The 17,655-nt window shown below is 72.7% G+C and carries 14 protein-coding genes and 1 pseudogene; 8 read left to right on the forward strand and 7 right to left on the reverse strand.

Features of this window, described 5'->3' with window-relative positions; all coding sequences use genetic code 11:
* Positions 1-2,310: S8 family serine peptidase (locus tag AOK24_RS52290; protein ID WP_055720878.1), on the forward strand; the 2,310-nt coding region annotated here is incomplete at its 5' end.
* Positions 2,311-2,361: 51 nt separating this feature from the next.
* Here AOK24_RS52290 and AOK24_RS16780 read toward each other — a convergent pair.
* Both AOK24_RS16780 and AOK24_RS16785 read right to left on the reverse strand, forming a co-directional pair.
* The gene (locus AOK24_RS16780) at positions 2,362-4,668 is read right to left on the reverse strand and encodes a beta-xylosidase/alpha-l-arabinosidase (RefSeq protein WP_055720879.1); all 2,307 of its coding nucleotides are present in this window, start codon (positions 4,666-4,668) and stop codon (positions 2,362-2,364) included.
* Positions 4,669-4,713: 45 nt separating this feature from the next.
* Positions 4,714-5,745, reverse strand: a complete 1,032-nt coding sequence (locus tag AOK24_RS16785) for a LacI family DNA-binding transcriptional regulator (RefSeq protein WP_055720880.1) — start codon at positions 5,743-5,745, stop codon at positions 4,714-4,716.
* 217 nt (positions 5,746-5,962) lie between these two features.
* Here AOK24_RS16785 and AOK24_RS16790 point away from each other — a divergent pair, with 217 nt between their 5' ends.
* The 4 genes from AOK24_RS16790 to AOK24_RS16805 all read left to right on the forward strand — a co-directional run bounded on the left by AOK24_RS16790 (position 5,963) and on the right by AOK24_RS16805 (position 10,170).
* Positions 5,963-7,282 carry an extracellular solute-binding protein gene (locus AOK24_RS16790; protein WP_055720881.1) on the forward strand — a complete coding sequence of 440 codons (1,320 nt, stop codon included), beginning with the start codon at positions 5,963-5,965 and terminating at the stop codon, positions 7,280-7,282.
* Positions 7,279-8,181 (forward strand): carbohydrate ABC transporter permease, encoded by a 903-nt coding sequence (locus tag AOK24_RS16795; protein WP_055720882.1) that lies wholly within the window; start codon positions 7,279-7,281, stop codon positions 8,179-8,181. The genes AOK24_RS16790 and AOK24_RS16795 overlap by 4 nt, the downstream gene beginning before the upstream one ends.
* A complete protein-coding gene (locus tag AOK24_RS16800; RefSeq protein ID WP_055720883.1) occupies positions 8,181-9,068 on the forward strand; it encodes a carbohydrate ABC transporter permease in 888 nt (295 codons plus the stop codon). The genes AOK24_RS16795 and AOK24_RS16800 overlap by 1 nt, the downstream gene beginning before the upstream one ends.
* 61 nt (positions 9,069-9,129) lie before the next feature.
* Positions 9,130-10,170 carry an LLM class flavin-dependent oxidoreductase gene (locus tag AOK24_RS16805; protein ID WP_055720884.1) on the forward strand — a complete coding sequence of 347 codons (1,041 nt, stop codon included), beginning with the start codon at positions 9,130-9,132 and terminating at the stop codon, positions 10,168-10,170.
* 45 nt (positions 10,171-10,215) lie between these two features.
* On the opposite strand, the gene AOK24_RS16810 is transcribed toward AOK24_RS16805, so the two are convergent.
* Positions 10,216-11,469 (reverse strand): SLC13 family permease, encoded by a 1,254-nt coding sequence (locus tag AOK24_RS16810; protein ID WP_240001519.1) that lies wholly within the window; start codon positions 11,467-11,469, stop codon positions 10,216-10,218.
* A 92-nt stretch (positions 11,470-11,561) separates the two neighbouring features.
* Positions 11,562-12,656, reverse strand: a complete 1,095-nt coding sequence (locus AOK24_RS16815) for a PrpF domain-containing protein (RefSeq protein ID WP_055720886.1) — start codon at positions 12,654-12,656, stop codon at positions 11,562-11,564.
* 172 nt (positions 12,657-12,828) lie between these two features.
* On the opposite strand from AOK24_RS16815, the gene AOK24_RS16820 reads away from it, so the two are divergent.
* Positions 12,829-13,782, forward strand: a complete 954-nt coding sequence (locus AOK24_RS16820; protein ID WP_055720887.1) for a LysR family transcriptional regulator — start codon at positions 12,829-12,831, stop codon at positions 13,780-13,782.
* A 57-nt stretch (positions 13,783-13,839) separates the two neighbouring features.
* On the opposite strand, the gene AOK24_RS16825 is transcribed toward AOK24_RS16820, so the two are convergent.
* From AOK24_RS16825 to AOK24_RS16835, 3 genes are all read right to left on the reverse strand, one after another.
* Positions 13,840-14,730 carry a S1 family peptidase gene (locus tag AOK24_RS16825; RefSeq protein ID WP_079056846.1) on the reverse strand — a complete coding sequence of 297 codons (891 nt, stop codon included), beginning with the start codon at positions 14,728-14,730 and terminating at the stop codon, positions 13,840-13,842.
* Between the two features lie 168 nt (positions 14,731-14,898).
* Complete coding sequence (locus AOK24_RS16830) at positions 14,899-15,642, reverse strand: SDR family oxidoreductase (RefSeq protein WP_055720888.1); 744 nt, start codon at positions 15,640-15,642, stop codon at positions 14,899-14,901.
* 147 nt (positions 15,643-15,789) lie between these two features.
* Positions 15,790-16,239, reverse strand: coding sequence for a hypothetical protein (locus AOK24_RS16835; protein WP_055720889.1), 450 nt, complete (start codon positions 16,237-16,239; stop codon positions 15,790-15,792).
* Positions 16,240-16,677: 438 nt separating this feature from the next.
* Here AOK24_RS16835 and AOK24_RS47560 point away from each other — a divergent pair, with 438 nt between their 5' ends.
* A complete protein-coding gene (locus tag AOK24_RS47560; RefSeq protein ID WP_107103977.1) occupies positions 16,678-16,851 on the forward strand; it encodes a hypothetical protein in 174 nt (57 codons plus the stop codon).
* 191 nt (positions 16,852-17,042) lie between these two features.
* Positions 17,043-17,435: pseudogene (locus AOK24_RS16840) on the forward strand (TetR-like C-terminal domain-containing protein); the annotation flags it as partial.
* Between the last annotated feature and the right edge of the window lie 220 nt (positions 17,436-17,655).

Consider the following 17,655-nt stretch of genomic DNA (forward strand, 5'->3'; position numbering starts at 1 on the left):
GTCACCTGCAACAACAAGGTGATCGGCGCCCAGTACTTCAGGGAAGGCGTCGCGAGCCCGACGGCGGCCGACTGGAAGTCCCCGAGGGACTCCGACTCGCACGGCACGCACACCGCGACCACCGCCGCCGGCGACCTGGACGTGCCCGCCCACGTGCCCGACACCGCCATCTCCGGCCCCCTCTCCGGGATCGCGCCGGCCGCGCGGATCGCGGCGTACAAGGTCTGCTGGAGCAACGGCTGTTCGACCGTCGACATCGTCGCCGCCTTCGACAAGGCCGTGGCCGACGGGGTGGACGTCATCAACTACTCCATCGGCAGCAACACCCTCGCCGCCACCCCGGAGTACACGGCGATGTACAACGCCGCCAAGGCGGGCGTCTTCGTCGCCGCCTCCGCCGACAACTCCGGTCCGGGCACCGTCCGCAACATCGTCCCCTGGGTGACCACGGTGGCCGCGTCCACCCACGACACCGGCTACCGCATCACCGTCACCCTCGGCAACGGCACGGCGTACGAGGGGTCCGGCATCAGCGACCGCGCCGTACCGTCCGCGCCGCTGGTCGACGCGGTGAAGGCCGCCAAGGCCGGCGCCGACCCCGCCCAGGCCGAGCTGTGCCAGTCGGGCACCCTCGACCCGGCCAAGGTCAAGGGCGCCGTCGTGCTGTGCAGGCGCGGCCAGTCCGTCAACACGGACACCAGCATCGAGGTCGAGTCGGCGGGCGGCGTCGGCATCGTGCTGTACAACCCGAGAGCGGTCCAGGACCGGCTGACGTACAGCTACCCCCTCCCGCGCGCGCACCTCGACAACGTCGCCGGTGCCGCCGTGAAGGCGTACGCCGACGGGCCCGGCGCCACCGTCCGGCTGAGCGCGGCGCGGGCCGTCGAGCAGCGGGCCCCGCAGATCACGGCGTTCTCCGGCGGCGGCCCGAGCCCCGTCACCGGCGACCTGCTCAAGCCCGACATCGCGGCCCCCGGCCTGGACATCGTCGCCGGCACCACCCCGGGCGGGGACAACGGCAGCTTCAAGGGCGAGCAGGGCTTCGAGTCCGGCACCTCGATGGCCGCCCCGCACATCGCCGGCCTCGCCCTCCTGCTGCGCTCGCTGCACCCCGACTGGTCCCCCATGGAGGTCAAGTCGGCGCTGATGACCACGGCGACCACCCAGGACAGGACCGGCGAGCCGATCACCCGCACCGGCACCAACGCCCCCGCGACACCCTTCGACTACGGCGCCGGACAGGCCGTCCCGAACCGCGCCGACGACCCCGGCCTCGTCTACGACTCCACCTCGGCCGACTGGACGGCGTACAGCTGCGCCGTCACCGGCGGCCCGGTGGCCGACGGCGACTCCTGCGCCCGCACGACCGACCCCAGCGACCTGAACTATCCGACGATCGCGGTCGGCGCCCTCGCGGGGAAGCAGACCGTCACGCGGACCGTCACCAACGTCAGCACCGAGACCGGCGTCTACACCGCCGGCCTGGCCGCGCCGCGCGGCTACCGGGCCGAGGTCTCCCCGAGGGAACTCGTCGTCAAGCCCGGCGAGTCGGCCACCTACCGGGTCACCTTCACCCGCACCGACGCCACCTACGGCGACTGGGCGTTCGGCTCGGTCACCTGGCGCGACCAGCACCACCACCAGGTCCGCAGCGCCGTCGCCCTGCGCGCCACCCCGCTCGCCGCGCCGGCCACCGCCACCGGGTCGGGCGCCACCGGCTCCACCACCCTCACCCCGAAGCCCGGCTGGGACGGCACCCTCACCACCACGGTGAACGGCCTCTACGACAGCACCACCCAGACCGGCACGCTCACCGGCACCAACCCGGACTTCGCGCCGGGCCAGTCGCCCCTGCCGGCCGCCACGATCAAGACCGAGGTCACCGTGCCCGAAGGCACCCAGGTGGCCCGCGTCGCGATCCAGTCCGCCGACCACCTCGCGGGCAGCGACCTCGACCTGTGGGTCCTCGACAAGAACGGCGACAACCTCGTCAACCTCGTCACCGGCAACGACGAACACGTCGACCTCACCGAGCCGGGCACCTACGTGGTCTACCTCAACCAGTACGCCCTCCCCGCGGGCGCCACCAGCCAGCCGTACACCCTGCGCACCTGGCTGATCGGCAAGGACACCAAGCCCGACCACCCCGCCACGGTCACCCCGGCCCAGCAGCCGGCGACCCTGGGCACTCCCGCCCACGTCACCGTCTCCTGGCAGTCCCTCCCGCCCGGCCGCACCTACCTCGGCCTGGTCGACTACGGCAACGCCACCGCTCCCGTCGGCCGGACCCTGCTGACCGTCACCTCGTGAACGAGGTCCGGCCCCGCCACCCGGGTGGCGGGGCCGGACGCGCGGCGGGCGTCAGCCGACCGTGACCGGGGTACCGAGGACCCGGTCCCGGCCGGTCCGGCGCACGGGGCCGGTGAGCTGGAGGGCTCCGGTCAGGCGGATGTCGGCGCTGGAGGAGCCGACCATGACGGTGATCTCGCCGGGTTCGACGATGCGGTGCAGGTCGGGGCCGGTGTAGGCGAGGCGGTCGGTGTGCAGCCGGAAGGTGACCCGCCGCTCCTCACCCGGCGTCAGGGAGACCCGGGCGAACCCGGTCAACTGGATGACGGGCCGGGGGAGTTGGGCGACGGGGTCGGCTGTGTAGAGCTGGACCACCTCGGCCCCCGCGCGGTCACCGGTGTTGCGGACCAGGCAGCTGATCTCGGCCTCGCCGTCGGTCGGGATCTCGGCGGCGCCGAGGGTGAGATCCGCGTAGGCGAACTCCGTGTACGACAGCCCGTGCCCGAAGGGGTAGGCGGGGGTCGGGTCGAGGTTGCTGACGCCCTGGCTGTTGCCGCCGAGGGGCGCGTGCAGATAGGTGCCGGGCTGGCCGCCCGCCGAACGCGGCACCTGGACCGGGAGCTTCCCCGACGGGGTGACGCGTCCGCAGAGGACGCCCGCGAGGGCGGGCCCGCCCTCCTCGCCGGGGAAGAACGCCTGCACGATCGCCGCCGCGCGCCCCTGGTACGCGCCGAGCGCGTAGGGCCGCCCGGAGACGACGAGCAGGACGACGGGGGTGCCGGTGGCCAGCAGCGCTTCGACGAGTTCGCCCTGGACGCCGGGGAGCGCGAGGTCCTCCACGTCGCAGCCCTCGCCGGACGTCCCCCGGCCGAAGAGTCCGGCGAGGTCGCCGACGACGGCGACGCAGACGTCCGCCCGCCGGGCCTCCTCGACGGCCGCCTCGATGCCCGAGCGGTCGGCGTCCTTGACCGGGCAGCCCTGTTCGTAGGCGATGCGCGCGGTGGGCAGTTCGCGGGCGAGGGCGTCGAGCAGGGTGAGCGTCTCGATGCCGTTGCCGTGGCCGGGGTGGTGGGGGAGGACGTGGTTGGGGAAGGAGTAGCAGCCGAAGAACGCGTTGGGGTCGTCGGCGCCCGGCCCGACCAGCGCGACGGACCCGGTGCCGGGGGCCAGGGGCAGCAGGCCGGCGCGGTTGTCGAGCAGGACGACGCTCTGCTCGGCGAGTTCCCGGGCGAGCGCGCGGTGCGCGGGCGGGTCGAGGTCGACCGGCCCGTCGAGGCCGGCGTCCGGCGTGTACCCGGCGTCGAGGAGCCCGAGGTCGGCCTTCTGGCGCAGGACACGGCGTACGGCCCGGTCGACGAGGTCTTCCGGGACGGCGCCGGAGCGGACGAGTTCGGCGAGGGGCTCGCCGTAGCACAGGGTGTCCGGCAGCTCGACGTCGATGCCGGCGGCCAGAGCGCGGGCTCCCGCTTCCCCGTCCGTCGCCGCGACGCGGTGCATCGTGCGCAGGAACGCCACCGACCAGTAGTCGGAGACGACCGTGCCCTCGAAGCCCCACTCCTCGCGCAGGAGCCCGGTCAGCAGGCGGGCGTCGGCTCCGGCGGGCATGCCGTCGACGTCGGCGTAGGAGTTCATCACCGAGCGGGCGCCGCCCTCGCGGAGCGCGGTCTCGAACGGCGGCAGGATCACGTCGGCGAACTCGCGCGGGCCCATGGAGACGGGGGCGTGGTTGCGGGCGGCCCTGGACGCCGAGTATCCGGCGAAGTGCTTGAGGGTGGCGATGATCCCGGCGGACTCCAGGCCGCGCACGTAGGCGCTGCCGGTTGTCGCGACGAGGTACGGGTCCTCGCCGAGGGTCTCCTCCACGCGGCCCCAGCGGTAGTCGCGCACGACGTCCAGGACGGGGGCCAGACCCTGGTGGACGCCGACGCCGCGCATGCTGGTGCCGATGGCGTGGGCCATGCGCTCGACGAGCGCGGGGTCGAAGGCGGCGGCCCAGGCGAGGGCGGCCGGGAAGACGGTGGCGCGGTGGGCGGTGAACCCGGTCAGGCACTCCTCGTGCACGATGGCGGGGATGCCGAGCCGGGTGCCGTCCATCAGCTCCCGCTGCGTGGCGGCGAGCCGGCGCGCTCCCACGGACGGTTCCACCGGCCTGGTGCCGAACGGGCGGGTGAGGTGGCCGAGGCCGTTCTTGCGGGCGTCGGCGAAGTCGGTGTGGCGGGCGAAGACGTCCTGCATCGGCGCGACGTTGCCGCTGACGTGCTCGACACCGGGCCAGGCGCTGCCGAGCTGGGCGAGCTTCTCCTCCAGGGTCAGCTCCGCGAGGAGGGCCTCGACCCTGTCGTCACGCGGGCAGGCCGGATCGGCCCAAGGAGTGGTCATGGTGCGTCCTTGAGGTGGTGGCGGCGCGGGGCGCCGCGGGGGAGTTCAGGGGCGGACGGGCGGCGGTGCCGTGGAGGCCCGTACGACGAGCTGGGTGGCCAGCTCCACGCGGTGGCTGTCGAGGGGTTCGCCGGCCGCCAGCCGCAGCAGGGCGCGCAGGGCGGCCCGGCCGATCTCGGCGAAGGGCTGGCGGACGGTGGTGAGGGGCGGCGCTGAGGTCGAGGCGGCGGCGGTGTCGTCGAAGCCGACGACGCTGACGTCCTGCGGCACGCGCAGGCCGTGGACGCGGGCCGCCTCGATGACGCCGAACGCTTCGAGGTCGTTGCCGGTGAAGACGGCCGTCGGCGGGTCGGCCAGGGCGAAGAGCTCCAGCGCCGCCTGGTGGGCGGGCTCGAAGCGGAAGTCCCCCTGCTTGATGAGCGCGGGGTCCGGGGTGAGGCCGGCGCCGGTGAGGGCGGCCTGATAGCCGTGCAGGCGGGCGGTGTTGCACAGGGCGTCGTGCGTGCCCTCGATCATCGCGATCCGGCGGTGGCCGAGCTTCAGCAGGTGTTCGGTGGCGGCCATGCCTCCGCTGAAGTTGCTGGCGCCGATGCTCGGCACGCTGTCGTCGGGGACGTTCATCGGGTCGATCAGCACGAGCGGGATGCCCGCCTGCGCGAACTGGGCCCGCTGTCCCGCCGTCAGTTCGGACGTCACGAGGATGACGCCCTCCCGGCCCGCGTTGGCGACCTTGCGGGCCCAGGCGGCGCCGAGCGGGTCGTCGGGGGCCGTGCCGATCACGACGTCGACCCCCGCTTCCGCCGCCGCCTCGGTCACGCCCTGGGTGATCACCAGGTTGTTGGGGTTGACCAGCCGGTCGAAGGTGAGGTCGACGATCCGCACCGGCGACTGGACGCCGCCGGGTCCGCGCGCGACGTAGTCGTGCTCGACGAGGAGCCGCTCGACGCGCGCGCGGGTCTCCGGCGACACGTCGCTGCGGCCGTTGACCACCTTCGACACGGTGGCCACCGACACCCCGGCCGCTTCGGCGATGCCGGTCAGCGTGGTCCGGCTCCGCTCGACGGCTCTCTTCGCCATGCTGGTCCTTTCGAAGACTTACGGGGACGTTAGCGCAAGCTTTCGGCGCGGTCCAGAGGCGTTCTTGCGGTGAATCTTTCCGGCGCCGACATCTTGACCCGGCGAAAACGCCCCCCTAACTTGTCGGCGATGCAGCACAGGGGTTTCGAAAATTTTCGAGCCGGTCTCGCGGATCGCGCGGCGCGTTCGAGCCCCTGGAGAGCCGAAGGAGCTCACGATGACCGTCCGAACCCCCCTCCGCACCACCCTGGCCGTGACCACGGCGGCCCTGGCCCTGACCCTGTCCGCCTGCGGCAGCGGCGGCCGTACCACCGGCGGCGGCTCCGGCGGCGGCGCCCTCGTCTGGGCGCTGACCCAGGGCTCCGAGTCGACCTTCCGGGCCTCAGCCACCGAGTGGAACAAGACCCACCCGGACACCAAGGTCACCTACCAGTTCTTCCAGAACGACCCGTACAAGCAGAAGCTGCGTACGGCCGTCGGCGCCGGCGACGGCCCGGTCCTCTTCGAGAACTGGGGCGGCGGCGTCCTCAAGGAGTACGTGGACGCCGGCAAGGTCGCCGACCTCACCCCCGACCTGGACCAGAACCCCGAGTGGAAGAACCGCGTCTTCCCCACCGTCCTGAAGTCCACCACCTTCGACGGGAAGACCTACGGCGTCCCCGTCAACGGCGTCCAGCCGGTGGTCCTCTACTACAACAAGCAGCTCTTCGAGAAGGCCGGCGTGCGGCCACCGAAGACCTGGGACGACCTGCTGGCCGCCGTCGCGAAGCTCACGGCGCGGGGCATCGACCCCCTCGCCATGGGCGGCGCCTCCAAGTGGCCCGACCTGATGTGGCTGGAGTACCTCGTCGACCGCGTCGGCGGACCCGAGGTCTTCGCGGACATCGCCGCCGGCAAGAAGGGTGCCTGGTCCGACCCGGCGGTCCTCAAGGCCGCGCAGATGATCCGGCAGCTGGTGGACGCGGGAGGCTTCGCGAAAGGCTTCACGTCCGTCTCCGCCGACACCGGACAGGCCGAGGCGCAGCTCTACACCGGCAAGGCCGCGATGATCCTCCAGGGGAGCTGGGCCTTCGGCACCATGAACACCGGCTCATCGAAGTTCGTCTCCGAGGGCCACCTCGGCTGGACGGGCTTCCCCGCCGTCACCGGCGGCAAGGGCGACGCCACGAACGTCGTCGGCAACCCGGCCAACTTCTTCTCGGTGTCCGCGCAGGCCGGCGCCGAGGAGAAGAAGACCGCCGTCGCCTACCTCAAGGACGGCGTCTACAACGACACCTACGTCGACAACCTCCTCAAGAACGGCGACGTCCCGCCCGTCAAGGACCTCGACGCCAAACTCAAGACCGCCGACAACGCGGACTGGGTGTCGTACGTCTACCACCTCACCCGCGACGCGAAGAACTTCCAGCTCTCCTGGGACCAGGCCCTGTCCCCGGAACTCGGCAACGAACTCCTCACCCGCCTCGACCAGCTCTTCCTCGGCCAGCTCGACCCGCGGACGTTCTGCGCCGAGATGGACAAGGCGGCGGTGAAGTGAGCACCGCGAAAGTGTCCGCGAACACCCGGCAGGGCGGAGGCCCGCCGTTCCTGATGGCGCTCCCCGCCCTGCTGCTCTTCGCGCTCTTCGCCCTCGCGCCGATGGCGATCGTCGTCTACCTCAGCTTCACCCGCTGGAACGGCCTCGGCACCCCCGAGTGGACCGGCCTCGACAACTGGCGCACCGCCCTCACCAGCGACGTCACCCGCCACGCACTGTGGCTCACGCTGAAGATGATGGTGATCAGCTGGGCCGTGCAGACGCCGGTCAGCCTCCTGCTCGGGGTGTTCGTCGCCGGGAAACAGCGCTACCGGGCCCTGCTCGCGGTCTTCTACTTCGTCCCCATGCTCATCTCCACGGCCGCCGTCGCCGTCGTCTTCAAGAACCTCCTCGACCCCAACTTCGGCCTCGGCGCCTCCCTCGGCCTGTCGCTGCTCGACCAGAACTGGCTCGGCGACCCCGACCTGGCCTTCTACGCCGTGGTGTTCGCGATCAGCTGGCAGTTCGTGCCGTTCCACACGCTGCTCTACCAGGCCGGGGCCCGCCAGATCCCCGCCTCGCTGTACGAGGCCGCCTCGATCGACGGAGCCGGCCGCTTCAAGCAGTTCTGGCACATCACCCTGCCCCAGCTGCGCTACACCATCGTCACGTCGTCGACGCTGATGACGGTCGGCTCGCTCACCTACTTCGACCTGGTCTTCGTCCTCACCGGAGGCGGCCCCGGCTACGCGACCCGGCTCCTCCCGCTCGACATGTACATCACCGGCTTCCAGAGCAACGACATGGGCCTCGCCAGCGCCGTGTCCGTCGTCCTCGTCGCGGCCGGCCTCCTCCTCTCCCTCGCCCTCGTCCGCTTCTCCGGGTTCAGCCGGATGCGCAGCCAGCAGGCAGGTGTGTGATGTCCGTCCTCGCCGACGCCCCGACCCTCCCGAAGACCTCCGACGTGCCGTCACCGGGCCGCCTGACCCGGCTGCGCCGCACCAACCCGCTCGGCGCCCTGGGCGGCCTGCTCTGGCTGGCCGTCGTCCTCGTCCCCGTCTACTGGGTCGTCGTCACCAGCCTCCGCACCCGCGAGGGCTTCTTCGACGCCAACCCCCTCGCCCTCCCGACGGACCCGACCCTGGACAACTACCGCCAGGTCCTCGACAACGGCTTCACCCACTACCTCCTCAACAGCGTCCTGGTCACGGCCGGCGCCACCGCGCTCACCCTGTCCGTGTCCTTCCTCGCCGCCTACGCCGTCGTCCGAGGCACCGGGCGCGCCCTGCGCTGGGCCTTCAGCGTCTTCCTCCTCGGCCTCGCGATCCCCCTCCAGGCGACGATCATCCCCGTGTACTACCTGATCGCCAAGGCGAACATGTACGACACCCTGCCCGCGATAGCCCTCCCCTCGGCCGCCTTCGCGATCCCCCTCACGGTCGTCATCCTCGTCAACTTCCTCCGGGACATCCCCGGCGAGCTGTACGAGTCGATGCGCGCCGACGGCGCCGGGCACTGGCGCATGCTCTGGAGCCTCGCCCTGCCGCTGTCCCGCCCCGCCCTCATCACGGTCACCATCTACGACGCGCTCAACGTCTGGAACGGCTTCCTCTTCCCGCTGATCCTCACGCAGAGCCCCGACAAACGCGTCCTCCCCCTCTTCGTCTGGAGCTTCCAGGGCGAGTTCACCATCAACGTCCCCGCCGTTCTGGCCGCCGTGGTCCTCTCCACGCTGCCGATCCTCGCCCTGTACGTGGTGGGACGCCGCCAGCTCATCGGGGGGATGACGGCGGGGTTCGGGAAGTAGGGGACCGGCCGGGCTGACAGGATGGGTGTGTCCGGCTCGGTTCCCGTGCCCTGGAGGTTCGGTGCGTGCAGGTGTGGTGGTCGCGGCTCAGCCCGGTGTGGAGGAACTTGCCGTGCGGGCCGAGGAGTTGGGGCTGCACAGTTTCTGGGTGAACGACACTCCGATGGTGCAGGGGGACCCTTTCGTCGCCCTGGCGCTGTGTGCGAAGGCCACCCGGCGGATCCGGCTCGGTGTCGGGGTGACCTCGCCGGCCCTGCGGTCGGCGCCGGCCGCGGCGAGTGCGTTCGCCAGTCTCAACGCGCTCGCGCCGGGGCGGATCGTCTGCGGGGTCGGTACGGGGAACACGGCCCGGCGGACGCTGGGGATGCGCCCCACCACCGCGGCAGCGCTGGAGGAGTTCACCGCCGCCCTCCAGGAGTTGTGCGCGGGGCGCCCGGCCGCGTACCGGGAGGGCGACCGGGTCCGTGAGGTCCGGTTCCTGCATGCCGGGCGGCAGGTGAACGCCGTCGATCCGGTCGAGTTCGTCGTCGCCGCGCTGCACGGCCCGAAGGCCGCCGCCGTCGCGGGGCGCCGGGGCGCGGGGCTGATCTCCTTCGGGCTGCTCGACCCCGCCGGCTGGCGCGCCCTGCACGAGGCCCGCCAGGCAGCGCGTCCCACGCCGGACGACCCCCACGCGTACGCCGTCACCGCGCTGCACGTCCTGCGCGACGGCGAGGCCCCCGACAGCGACGCGGCACGGGACGCGACCGGTCACCTCGTCCTGTCGCTGCTGGACTTCGCCGCCGACACACCCGGCGTCGCGGACCACCTCGGCCCCGACGTACGCGAGGCCGTACGGAAACTCCTCGACCGGCGAGGCACCACCGCCACCGCCCCGGACCGGTACACCAAGCTGTACCCCAACTACCTCGGCCGCATCGCCCCGCAGGACCGGGACCTGGTCCTGCCGGAGCTGATGAACACGCTGGCCCTCGTCGGCACCCGCGACGACCTCCGCACCCGTATCACCGAACTGGAACGGGCGGGCGTCACCGACCTCTTGATCCAGCCGGTGATCGACCCGCCCGCAGAGATGGCCCGGCTCGCGGAACTCCTGGCCTGAAGCCCCGAGGCCCGGAGTCCTGAATCTGACGCCCCAAGCCCCGCCCTACGACCAGGGCAGCACCAGCGCCCCCCACGCGACGACCGGCCCCACGGCGACGATCGCGCCCGTGTACCCGATGACCTGCCGGTAGAAGCGCCGGGGGTCCACGCCGCGCGCGTTGCTCAGCACCAGCGCCCCGTTGGTGGAGAAGGGCGACGTGTCGACGATCGTCGTGGAGACGGCGAGCGCGGCGATGAGGCCGGCGGGGCTGAGGTGGCTGGAGAGCAGGAGCGGCACGGCGATGGGGATGATCGCGGTGAGGATCGCCGTGGAGGAGGCGAACGCGGAGGTGACGGCGACGGTGAAGCAGAGCAGCAGGGCGACGAGGAGCGGGGCCCCCAGATTCGCGGCGTGCTCGGAGATGTTGTCGATCACGCCGGCCTTCTCCAGCATCGCGATGTACGTCATCATGCCCGCGACCAGCAGCAGGGTGGACCAGCTGACCCCGTCCACGGCCTTCTCCTGCCGCTTCATGTCCACGAGGGCGAGCAGCGTGCCGGCGGCCAGCGCGAGGAAGCCGATCTCCAGGTGGAAGCCGAGCGCGCCGATGACGAGGCCCGCCAGCGAGGCGAGGGTGAGCCACTGCCGCCAGTCGGGTCTGGCGGAGACGTCGAGATCCTCGTCACCGGCGTGCTCCGCGTCCCCTTCGAGCAGCGGCGCCGGGCGTCCCGCCAGCAGCACGTAGGTGAGGACGGCGAGCACCAGGTTGATGGCGAAGCTCGCGCCGAACAACGTCACGGCGGACACGTGCAGTTCGGTCTTGTCGACGAGGCCGAGGACCAGCGCGCCGGAGACGGCCAGCGGGGAGAACGCGCCCGCGTGCCCGCCGCTGATCACCATCATCCCGACGACGAGCGGGTTGAGCCGGTAGCGGTGGGCGAAGTTCATGCCGATCGGCGCGAGGATGGCGACCGCGGCCGGGGTGAACGTCCCGAACGCCGTCAGCAGCGCCGCCACCAGGAACAGCACCCAGGGGATCAGCTGCACCTTGCCGCGCACCAGCCGTACACCGGCCGCGACGAGCCAGTCGATGGTGCCGTTGCGGCGGGCGACGGAGAACAGGTAGGTGACACCGACGATGGTGACGAAGAGCTTCGCCGGGAACCCGTCGAAGATCTCGTCCTCGGTGAGGCCGAGCGAGGCCGTCCCGACCGTGAAGGTGGCGACGAAGGCGAGGATGCCCAGGTTGATCGGCAGCACGGTGCCGACCACGAACATCACCAGCAGGGCTCCTATGGAGATCACTTCAGCAGACATCTTTGTCCTTGATGCGGTGGGGAACGGGACATGCGGGTGTCGCGGTACGGGCGGCTGGGGACCGGCCCGAGCGAGATGACGTCCGGCGCGGCTCAGGCGGCCCGGGCGGGTACGTAGATCCGCGCGTCGGCGAGCAGCCGGGCTGCCCGCTGCACGGTGATCCGGCGCGGCACGCCGCCTTGTACGTCGGCGCAGCGCACCGCGACGACGCCGGCGGGCGTGCCGATCCGCAGCCACTCGGCGACCGGCCCCCCGGTGACCTCGGAGACCACGGACCCGGCGAGCAGCCCGGCCGCGGCGACGGCCACGGCGGAGGTCAGCCCGATCGCGGGGTGCGGCGCGTTCATGCTGAGCATCCGCACCGACACGTCGTACTCCCCGGCACCGACCGCGTCCCCGAGGGTCGTCGTGTACGGCACCGGCGGCCCGACCAGCCCCGCCTTGGGCACCGCGTCACCGGGCTCCGCGCCCGGCGCGAGCAGCCCCATCAGCGGCGCGGCGGCATGCCGGACGGCCCGCAGCCAGGGCACGTCCGCGCTCACCTGCCCGAGCGACTCGGCGCCGGTACGCCCGGCCCGTACGGCGTCGACGAGGACGACCGGCGCGCCCGCCGACACCATGCTCACGCGCACCGGCTCGCCGCCGACCCGCAGGTCCTGCACGGCCTGCCCGGTGGGCAGCAGCGCATCCGCCGGATCGCGGAAGGTGAGGCCGACCGCGACCCCGCCGGCCCGGGTGCCGGGCACCGTCTGGCGGCCGAAGTGGTGCACGACGCCCCCGGAGGTGTCGACGAGCCCTTCGAGCACCGCGCCCGTGTTGGTGTTGCGCATCACCACGCGCGTCCGGTCGCCGGTGACCGGAACCAGCCCCTTGCTCACCGCGTACAGGGCGACGCCGGTCGCGCAGTTGCCGCAGTTGCTCGTCCACTCGACCGTGCCCGTCCCGATACCGACCTGCGCGAACAGGTAGTCGACGTCGACGCCGGGCTCGGGGGAGGCGCCGACCACGGCGGCCTTCGAGGTGGTGGGGGTCGCCCCGCCCACCCCGTCCAGCTCGACGGGGTCGGTGGCGCCGTACGCGGAGACCAGCAGCCGTTCGAGGTCGGCGCGGTCGGCGGGGACGTCGACCTGGTTGAACAGCCAGCACTTGCTCGTGCCGCCACGCACCAGGGTCGCGGGAATGTGCACGTCGGGGACTCTTCCTGAAGCAGCGGAGGGAGGGAAGGGGGTCGCGGCGGCGGTTACGGCCGTGTTACCTGCCGGTGAACCGCTCGGCGATTGCGGAGACCTTCGCAGAGGGACGACTTCGGAACAATCGCAGTTCGCTTCACCAGGGTTTAGCCGAGCTAAAGTCGGCGGCATGCTCAACGTGCGCCGCCTGCTGCTCCTCGCCGAGGCCGCCGAGCGCGGTTCGCTCACCGCCGCCGCCGAGGCCCTCGGCATGACGACGTCCGCCGCCTCCCAGCAGATGTCGCTGCTGGAGCAGGAGGCCGGGCAGCCCCTCGTCGAGCGGCTGCCGCGCGGGATCCGGCCCACCCCGGCGGGCGCGGCCCTCGCCGAGCGCGGCCGGGCCATCCGCCGCGAACTGCGCGCCGCCCAGGCCGACCTGGACTCCTTCACCGCCCTCGACCAGGGCACCCTGCGGCTCGGTTCGTTCCCCACCGCGAGCGCGTCCCTGCTGCCGCTGGCCCTCACCCGCTTCCGGCGCCGCCACGCCGGTATCCGCATCGAGGTGCGGGCCGGGGTCCTCGCGGAACTCCGGGAGATGCTGCACACCGGCGAGGTCGAACAGGGCCTGCTGTGGGACTACGAGTGGAACCGCCTCGACGACCCGGCGCTCGCCCTCACCCACCTGCTGGACGACCCGACGGTGCTGGTCGTCCCCGCCGACTCCGCCCTGCGCGGCCACGCCTCCGTACGCCTCGCCGACCTCGCCGAGCAGGAGTGGATCATCCGCGCCGACAACCACCCCGTCGCCGACGTCCTGCGCCGCAGCTGCCGCCGCGCCGGGTTCGAGCCGCGCATCGCCTACTCCTCGCACGACTACCAGGAGGCCCAGGCGATGGTCGCCGCCGGCCTCGGCATCGCCCTCGCCCCCCGCCTCGCGCTCACCAGCCGCCGCAGCGACGTACGGCTCCTGCCGCTCGCGGCCGACGTCCCGGCGCCGACCCGCCGCATCCTCCTCGCCCGCGCCAGGGCCCGCCCGGCCACACCGCCCGCCCAGGCCATGGCCCGGGTCCTGCGCGCGGTCGCGCAACGGTTCACGGCACCCGACCTGCACAGGGCCCAGCTGGGGGCGGTCCGCAGGGGCTGACGGATCGTCAGCACATCGACACCCCGCTGGGGGCGATCCGCAGAGGCTGACGGACCCTCAGTACACCGACACCCCGTACGCGTTCAGCGCCTCCTGGATCGGCTGGTAGTACGTCGTCCCTCCCGACGCGCAGTTCCCCGAGCCCCCGGAGATGACGCCGAGAACCTTGTCACCGGCGTACAGCGGGCCGCCGCTGTCGCCGGGCTCGGCGCAGATGTTCGTCTGGATCAGGCCGGACACGACGTCGCCGCCGCCGTAGTTGACGCTCGCGTTCAGCCCGGTGACCCGGCCGCAGCGCACGCCGCCGACGGCTCCCCGGTGGCAGACGCTCTGGCCGGGGAAGGCGGTCGCGGCGCCGGTCACGTCGACGGCCCCGACGGTGCCGGGGCGGGGGACGGCCGGGTTCGTGTAGCGGACGATGCCGAAGTCGTCGACGGGGAACCGGGTCCCGGCGGTCGCGCCGGCCACCGTGGTCCCGGCGGCGTCGGTGTACCAGGTGGATGTGCCGCCGGTGCAGTGGCCCGCGGTGACGAAGTAGTACGCCGACCCCGCCTGCACGTTGACGCCCACCGAGCAGCGCCAACCGGCCGTATAGACGCCGTCGCCGCCGGACAGGAGCGTCCGCAGCGGCCCGCCGAGCCGCTCGACGCTCGCGGAACGCCCGGCGGCCCGCTGGATCCGGGCCAGGTCCGGGGCGGTGACCGTGGAGTCGGCGAGGACCCGGAGCCGCCCGGTACGGCCGTCGGCGCCCCAGGCGGTACCGGCCACGCCGAGGGCCTCGACGGCGGAGGCGGCACGGGCGAGGGGAGCGGCGGCGGTGCCGGGTACGGCGGTTGTGCCGGGCACGGCGGTGGCGTCCGACACCCCGAGCCCGGTCACCGCGCACAGGCTCAGCGCGGAGGCGAGCAACCACGTACGTCGGACGGCGAAACGCTGCGCTCGGATCACGGGGGCTCCCTGGACGGCGGGCGTGCCACGGCGCCCTCAGTGTGCCGGGCCGGGGTGGGGGAGGGTAGACGGGCTTCGGCCGAAGACCCCGGCGCCGCCGGACGCGCTACGGCCGTACGGCGCCCCGGAGTTGCCGGAGTTGCCGGAGTCGTCCACGCCTCGCGCAGGTCAGGGTGTCCGCGCCCTCCGTACCCGCGTCCCCCCGTCCACCACCAGATCCGCCCCCGTGACCCAGTCCGCCTCCTCCGACACCAGCCACATCACCGCCTTCGCGACGTCCTCGGGCTCCCCGAAGCGGCCGAGCGGGAGCGTGTGCGCGGTGCCCTTCTCCCAGGCGAACCGGGCCATCTCGGTGCGGGTCAGCCCGGGGGAGACGGAGTTCACCCGGACCCCCGGCCCCAGTTCGCCCGCCAGTTGCTGGGTCAGCCGCAGGAGTGCCGCCTTGCTGACGCTGTACGCCCCGACGCCGGCCCCGACGTGGGTCGCGCCCTCCGTGCAGATGTTGACGACCGTGCCGCCGTGCTCGCGCATCCACCCCCGCCAGGCGCACTGCGTGAGCCGCAGGGGTGCCTCGACGTTGACGGCGAAGGCGCGGGCCCACTGCGCGGGGTCGGCGTTCATGAGGGGGCCGAGGGGCTGGTTGGTGGCGGCGTTGTTGACCAGGACGTCGAGGCGGCCGTACTCGTGCAGGGCCAGGGAGACCAGCCGCGTGGGCAGGCTGGGGTCGGCGAGGTCGCCGGGGAGGCCGATCCCGTCGAGGGCCTCGGCGGTGCGGCGGACCTCGGCGGGGTCGCGGGCGGTGACACAGACTCTCGTGCCGGACGCGGCGAGCGCGCGGGCGACGGCGAGGCCGATGCCTCGGGTGGCACCGGTGACAAGCGCTACTCGGCCGGGGGAGGGGGAGGAGGCCATCGCCGTACCGTCTCATGACGAACCGTCAATCGACAGTGTCTGAAGGAGAGTTGGGGAGGTTGCGGGAACATTCCGGACCCGCGTCGGCGCGGCACCCTCAAGTCGCCGCTCTCGACGGCGAGTTGAGCCCGGCGCCGGCCCGTGCCCTCAATCCACCGCCCCCAGCGGCGAGTTGCGTCCCGCGACGAGGTGCAGCACCGTCCGCCAGTCCTCCAGCACCCCCGCGTCGAACCCGGCGGAACGCGCCTCCTCGGCGGCGTGCGAGAGGCGTGCGAGGTCGTCGTCGGCGGGGTGCCCGGTCCAGGGGTGGTGGCGCAGGAGCCCGGCGACACGCGGGCCGAGCAGGGGGCGTACGGCGTCGGCGGCGCGGGCGGCTCGGTGTGCGGGGTCGGCGGGGCACAGGAGGCGGCCGACCGGCTGGACGAGCCCCGTGAGCTGGAGCTCCTTGTCGGCGGGGCGGCTGCGGCGCAGCAGCGCGGCGGTCCGCAGGGCGTGGTCGTGCAGGTCGACGCCGGTGTTCCGGGGGCCTCTGACCTCCCGTACCCCTTTGCAGGCGTACAGCAGATCCATGAGCTCCTCCACGCCGCGCAGCTCCATCCGTCGGTCCTCCCGCGAGACAGCCGGTGCGCGAGCCAGCACACCATGGCGACCTTGCGCCCGAGCCAACGGCACCTGAACTGCGCGGCGATACCTGTGGGGTACGCCGAACGGGTGAACTGCGCGGAGCCTCCCGGCGTCAACCGACAAGGGATGACATCGGAGTGACGTCCCATCGTTACGCCAAATTTTCAGCGCTATCGAGCGGACCCCCGCTCATTTGGTTACCCTAGGGCTCGGCGGGCAGCAGTACAGGGATCCCACCCGAGCCCATCGCCCGCCGTGGAACGGGCCGGCCCATCACGGCCCGCTCTCCCAGGAGTTGCCGGCGCCACCGCGTCCGAGCTGCATTCGAGAAAGACCCGAGGGTGCGTCAGACGCCGGAGCGCAGAATGGCAGGCACGACCCGAGGGTGACCCGACACATAAGGAGTGCGCGGTGACACCGGAGAAGACGAATCATGAGCAGCGCCCGAAGGAACGCGCGGAGCGCTCGGGCCGCCGGCCCGGAGAACTCGGCAGCCTCGACGTGTGGGCGCGCTCCGCCCCCATCCGCCTCGCGGGGTACGAGGACGACCTGGCCGAGCCGCACATCCTCCCCAGCGTCGACTGACGCCAACCGCACGCACGGCATGGGCGTGCCACCCTCACGCCCATGTTCCCTCGCAGTACGAGGGTCCCCTTCGTCACTTGCCTAAAGGCTTTAGGTAATCACATAATCCCTTCAGGCATTCTGACGGCCGGCGAAGGGGTACGACGATGGCGCGCGCGGGACTCACCCCCGACCGGCTGATCCTCGCGGGCGCGGACCTCGCCGACCGCGCCGCCGACGCCCTCGCGGGCCGCTCCGGCAAGGACGCGCTCGTCGCGTTCGCGAACGTGTACCGCGACTACGCCCGCGCCCACCCCGGCCGCTACACCGCCGCCCGCTTCCGCCTCGACCCGGAGACGGCCGCCGCGAGCGCCGGCGTCCGACACTCCCGGATGACCCGCGCGATCCTGCGCGGCTACGCCCTCACGGAACCCGACGAGACCCACGCCGTGCGCCTCATCGGCAGCGTCGTGCACGGGTACGTCAGCCTGGAGGAGGCCGGCGGATTCGCCCACAGCATGCCGGACGGGCAGACGAGTTGGCTCCGCATCCTCGACGGCCTGGACGCGCTGCTGCGCAACTGGCCGAGCGGCGAGGGCGGTTGAGCGCGGTCGCCGCACCGCCCCGGCCGACGACCAACCGCCCGGCGAAGGTGACCGGCGTCAACCGGCAGCGGCTGTTGACCTCGCCGCCGCCGCACCACCCCAACTGACCCCCCAGCGAAGAAGGTTGACCGTGCCGCAGTACGAAACCCCCGTCACCGCCGACCTGATACGCGGCGCCCTCGACCTCGAACCCACCCCCGACGGCGGCCTGATCCCGCAC

It is taken from the genome of Streptomyces niveiscabiei (assembly GCF_001419795.1).
GTDB lineage: Bacteria > Actinomycetota > Actinomycetes > Streptomycetales > Streptomycetaceae > Streptomyces > Streptomyces niveiscabiei.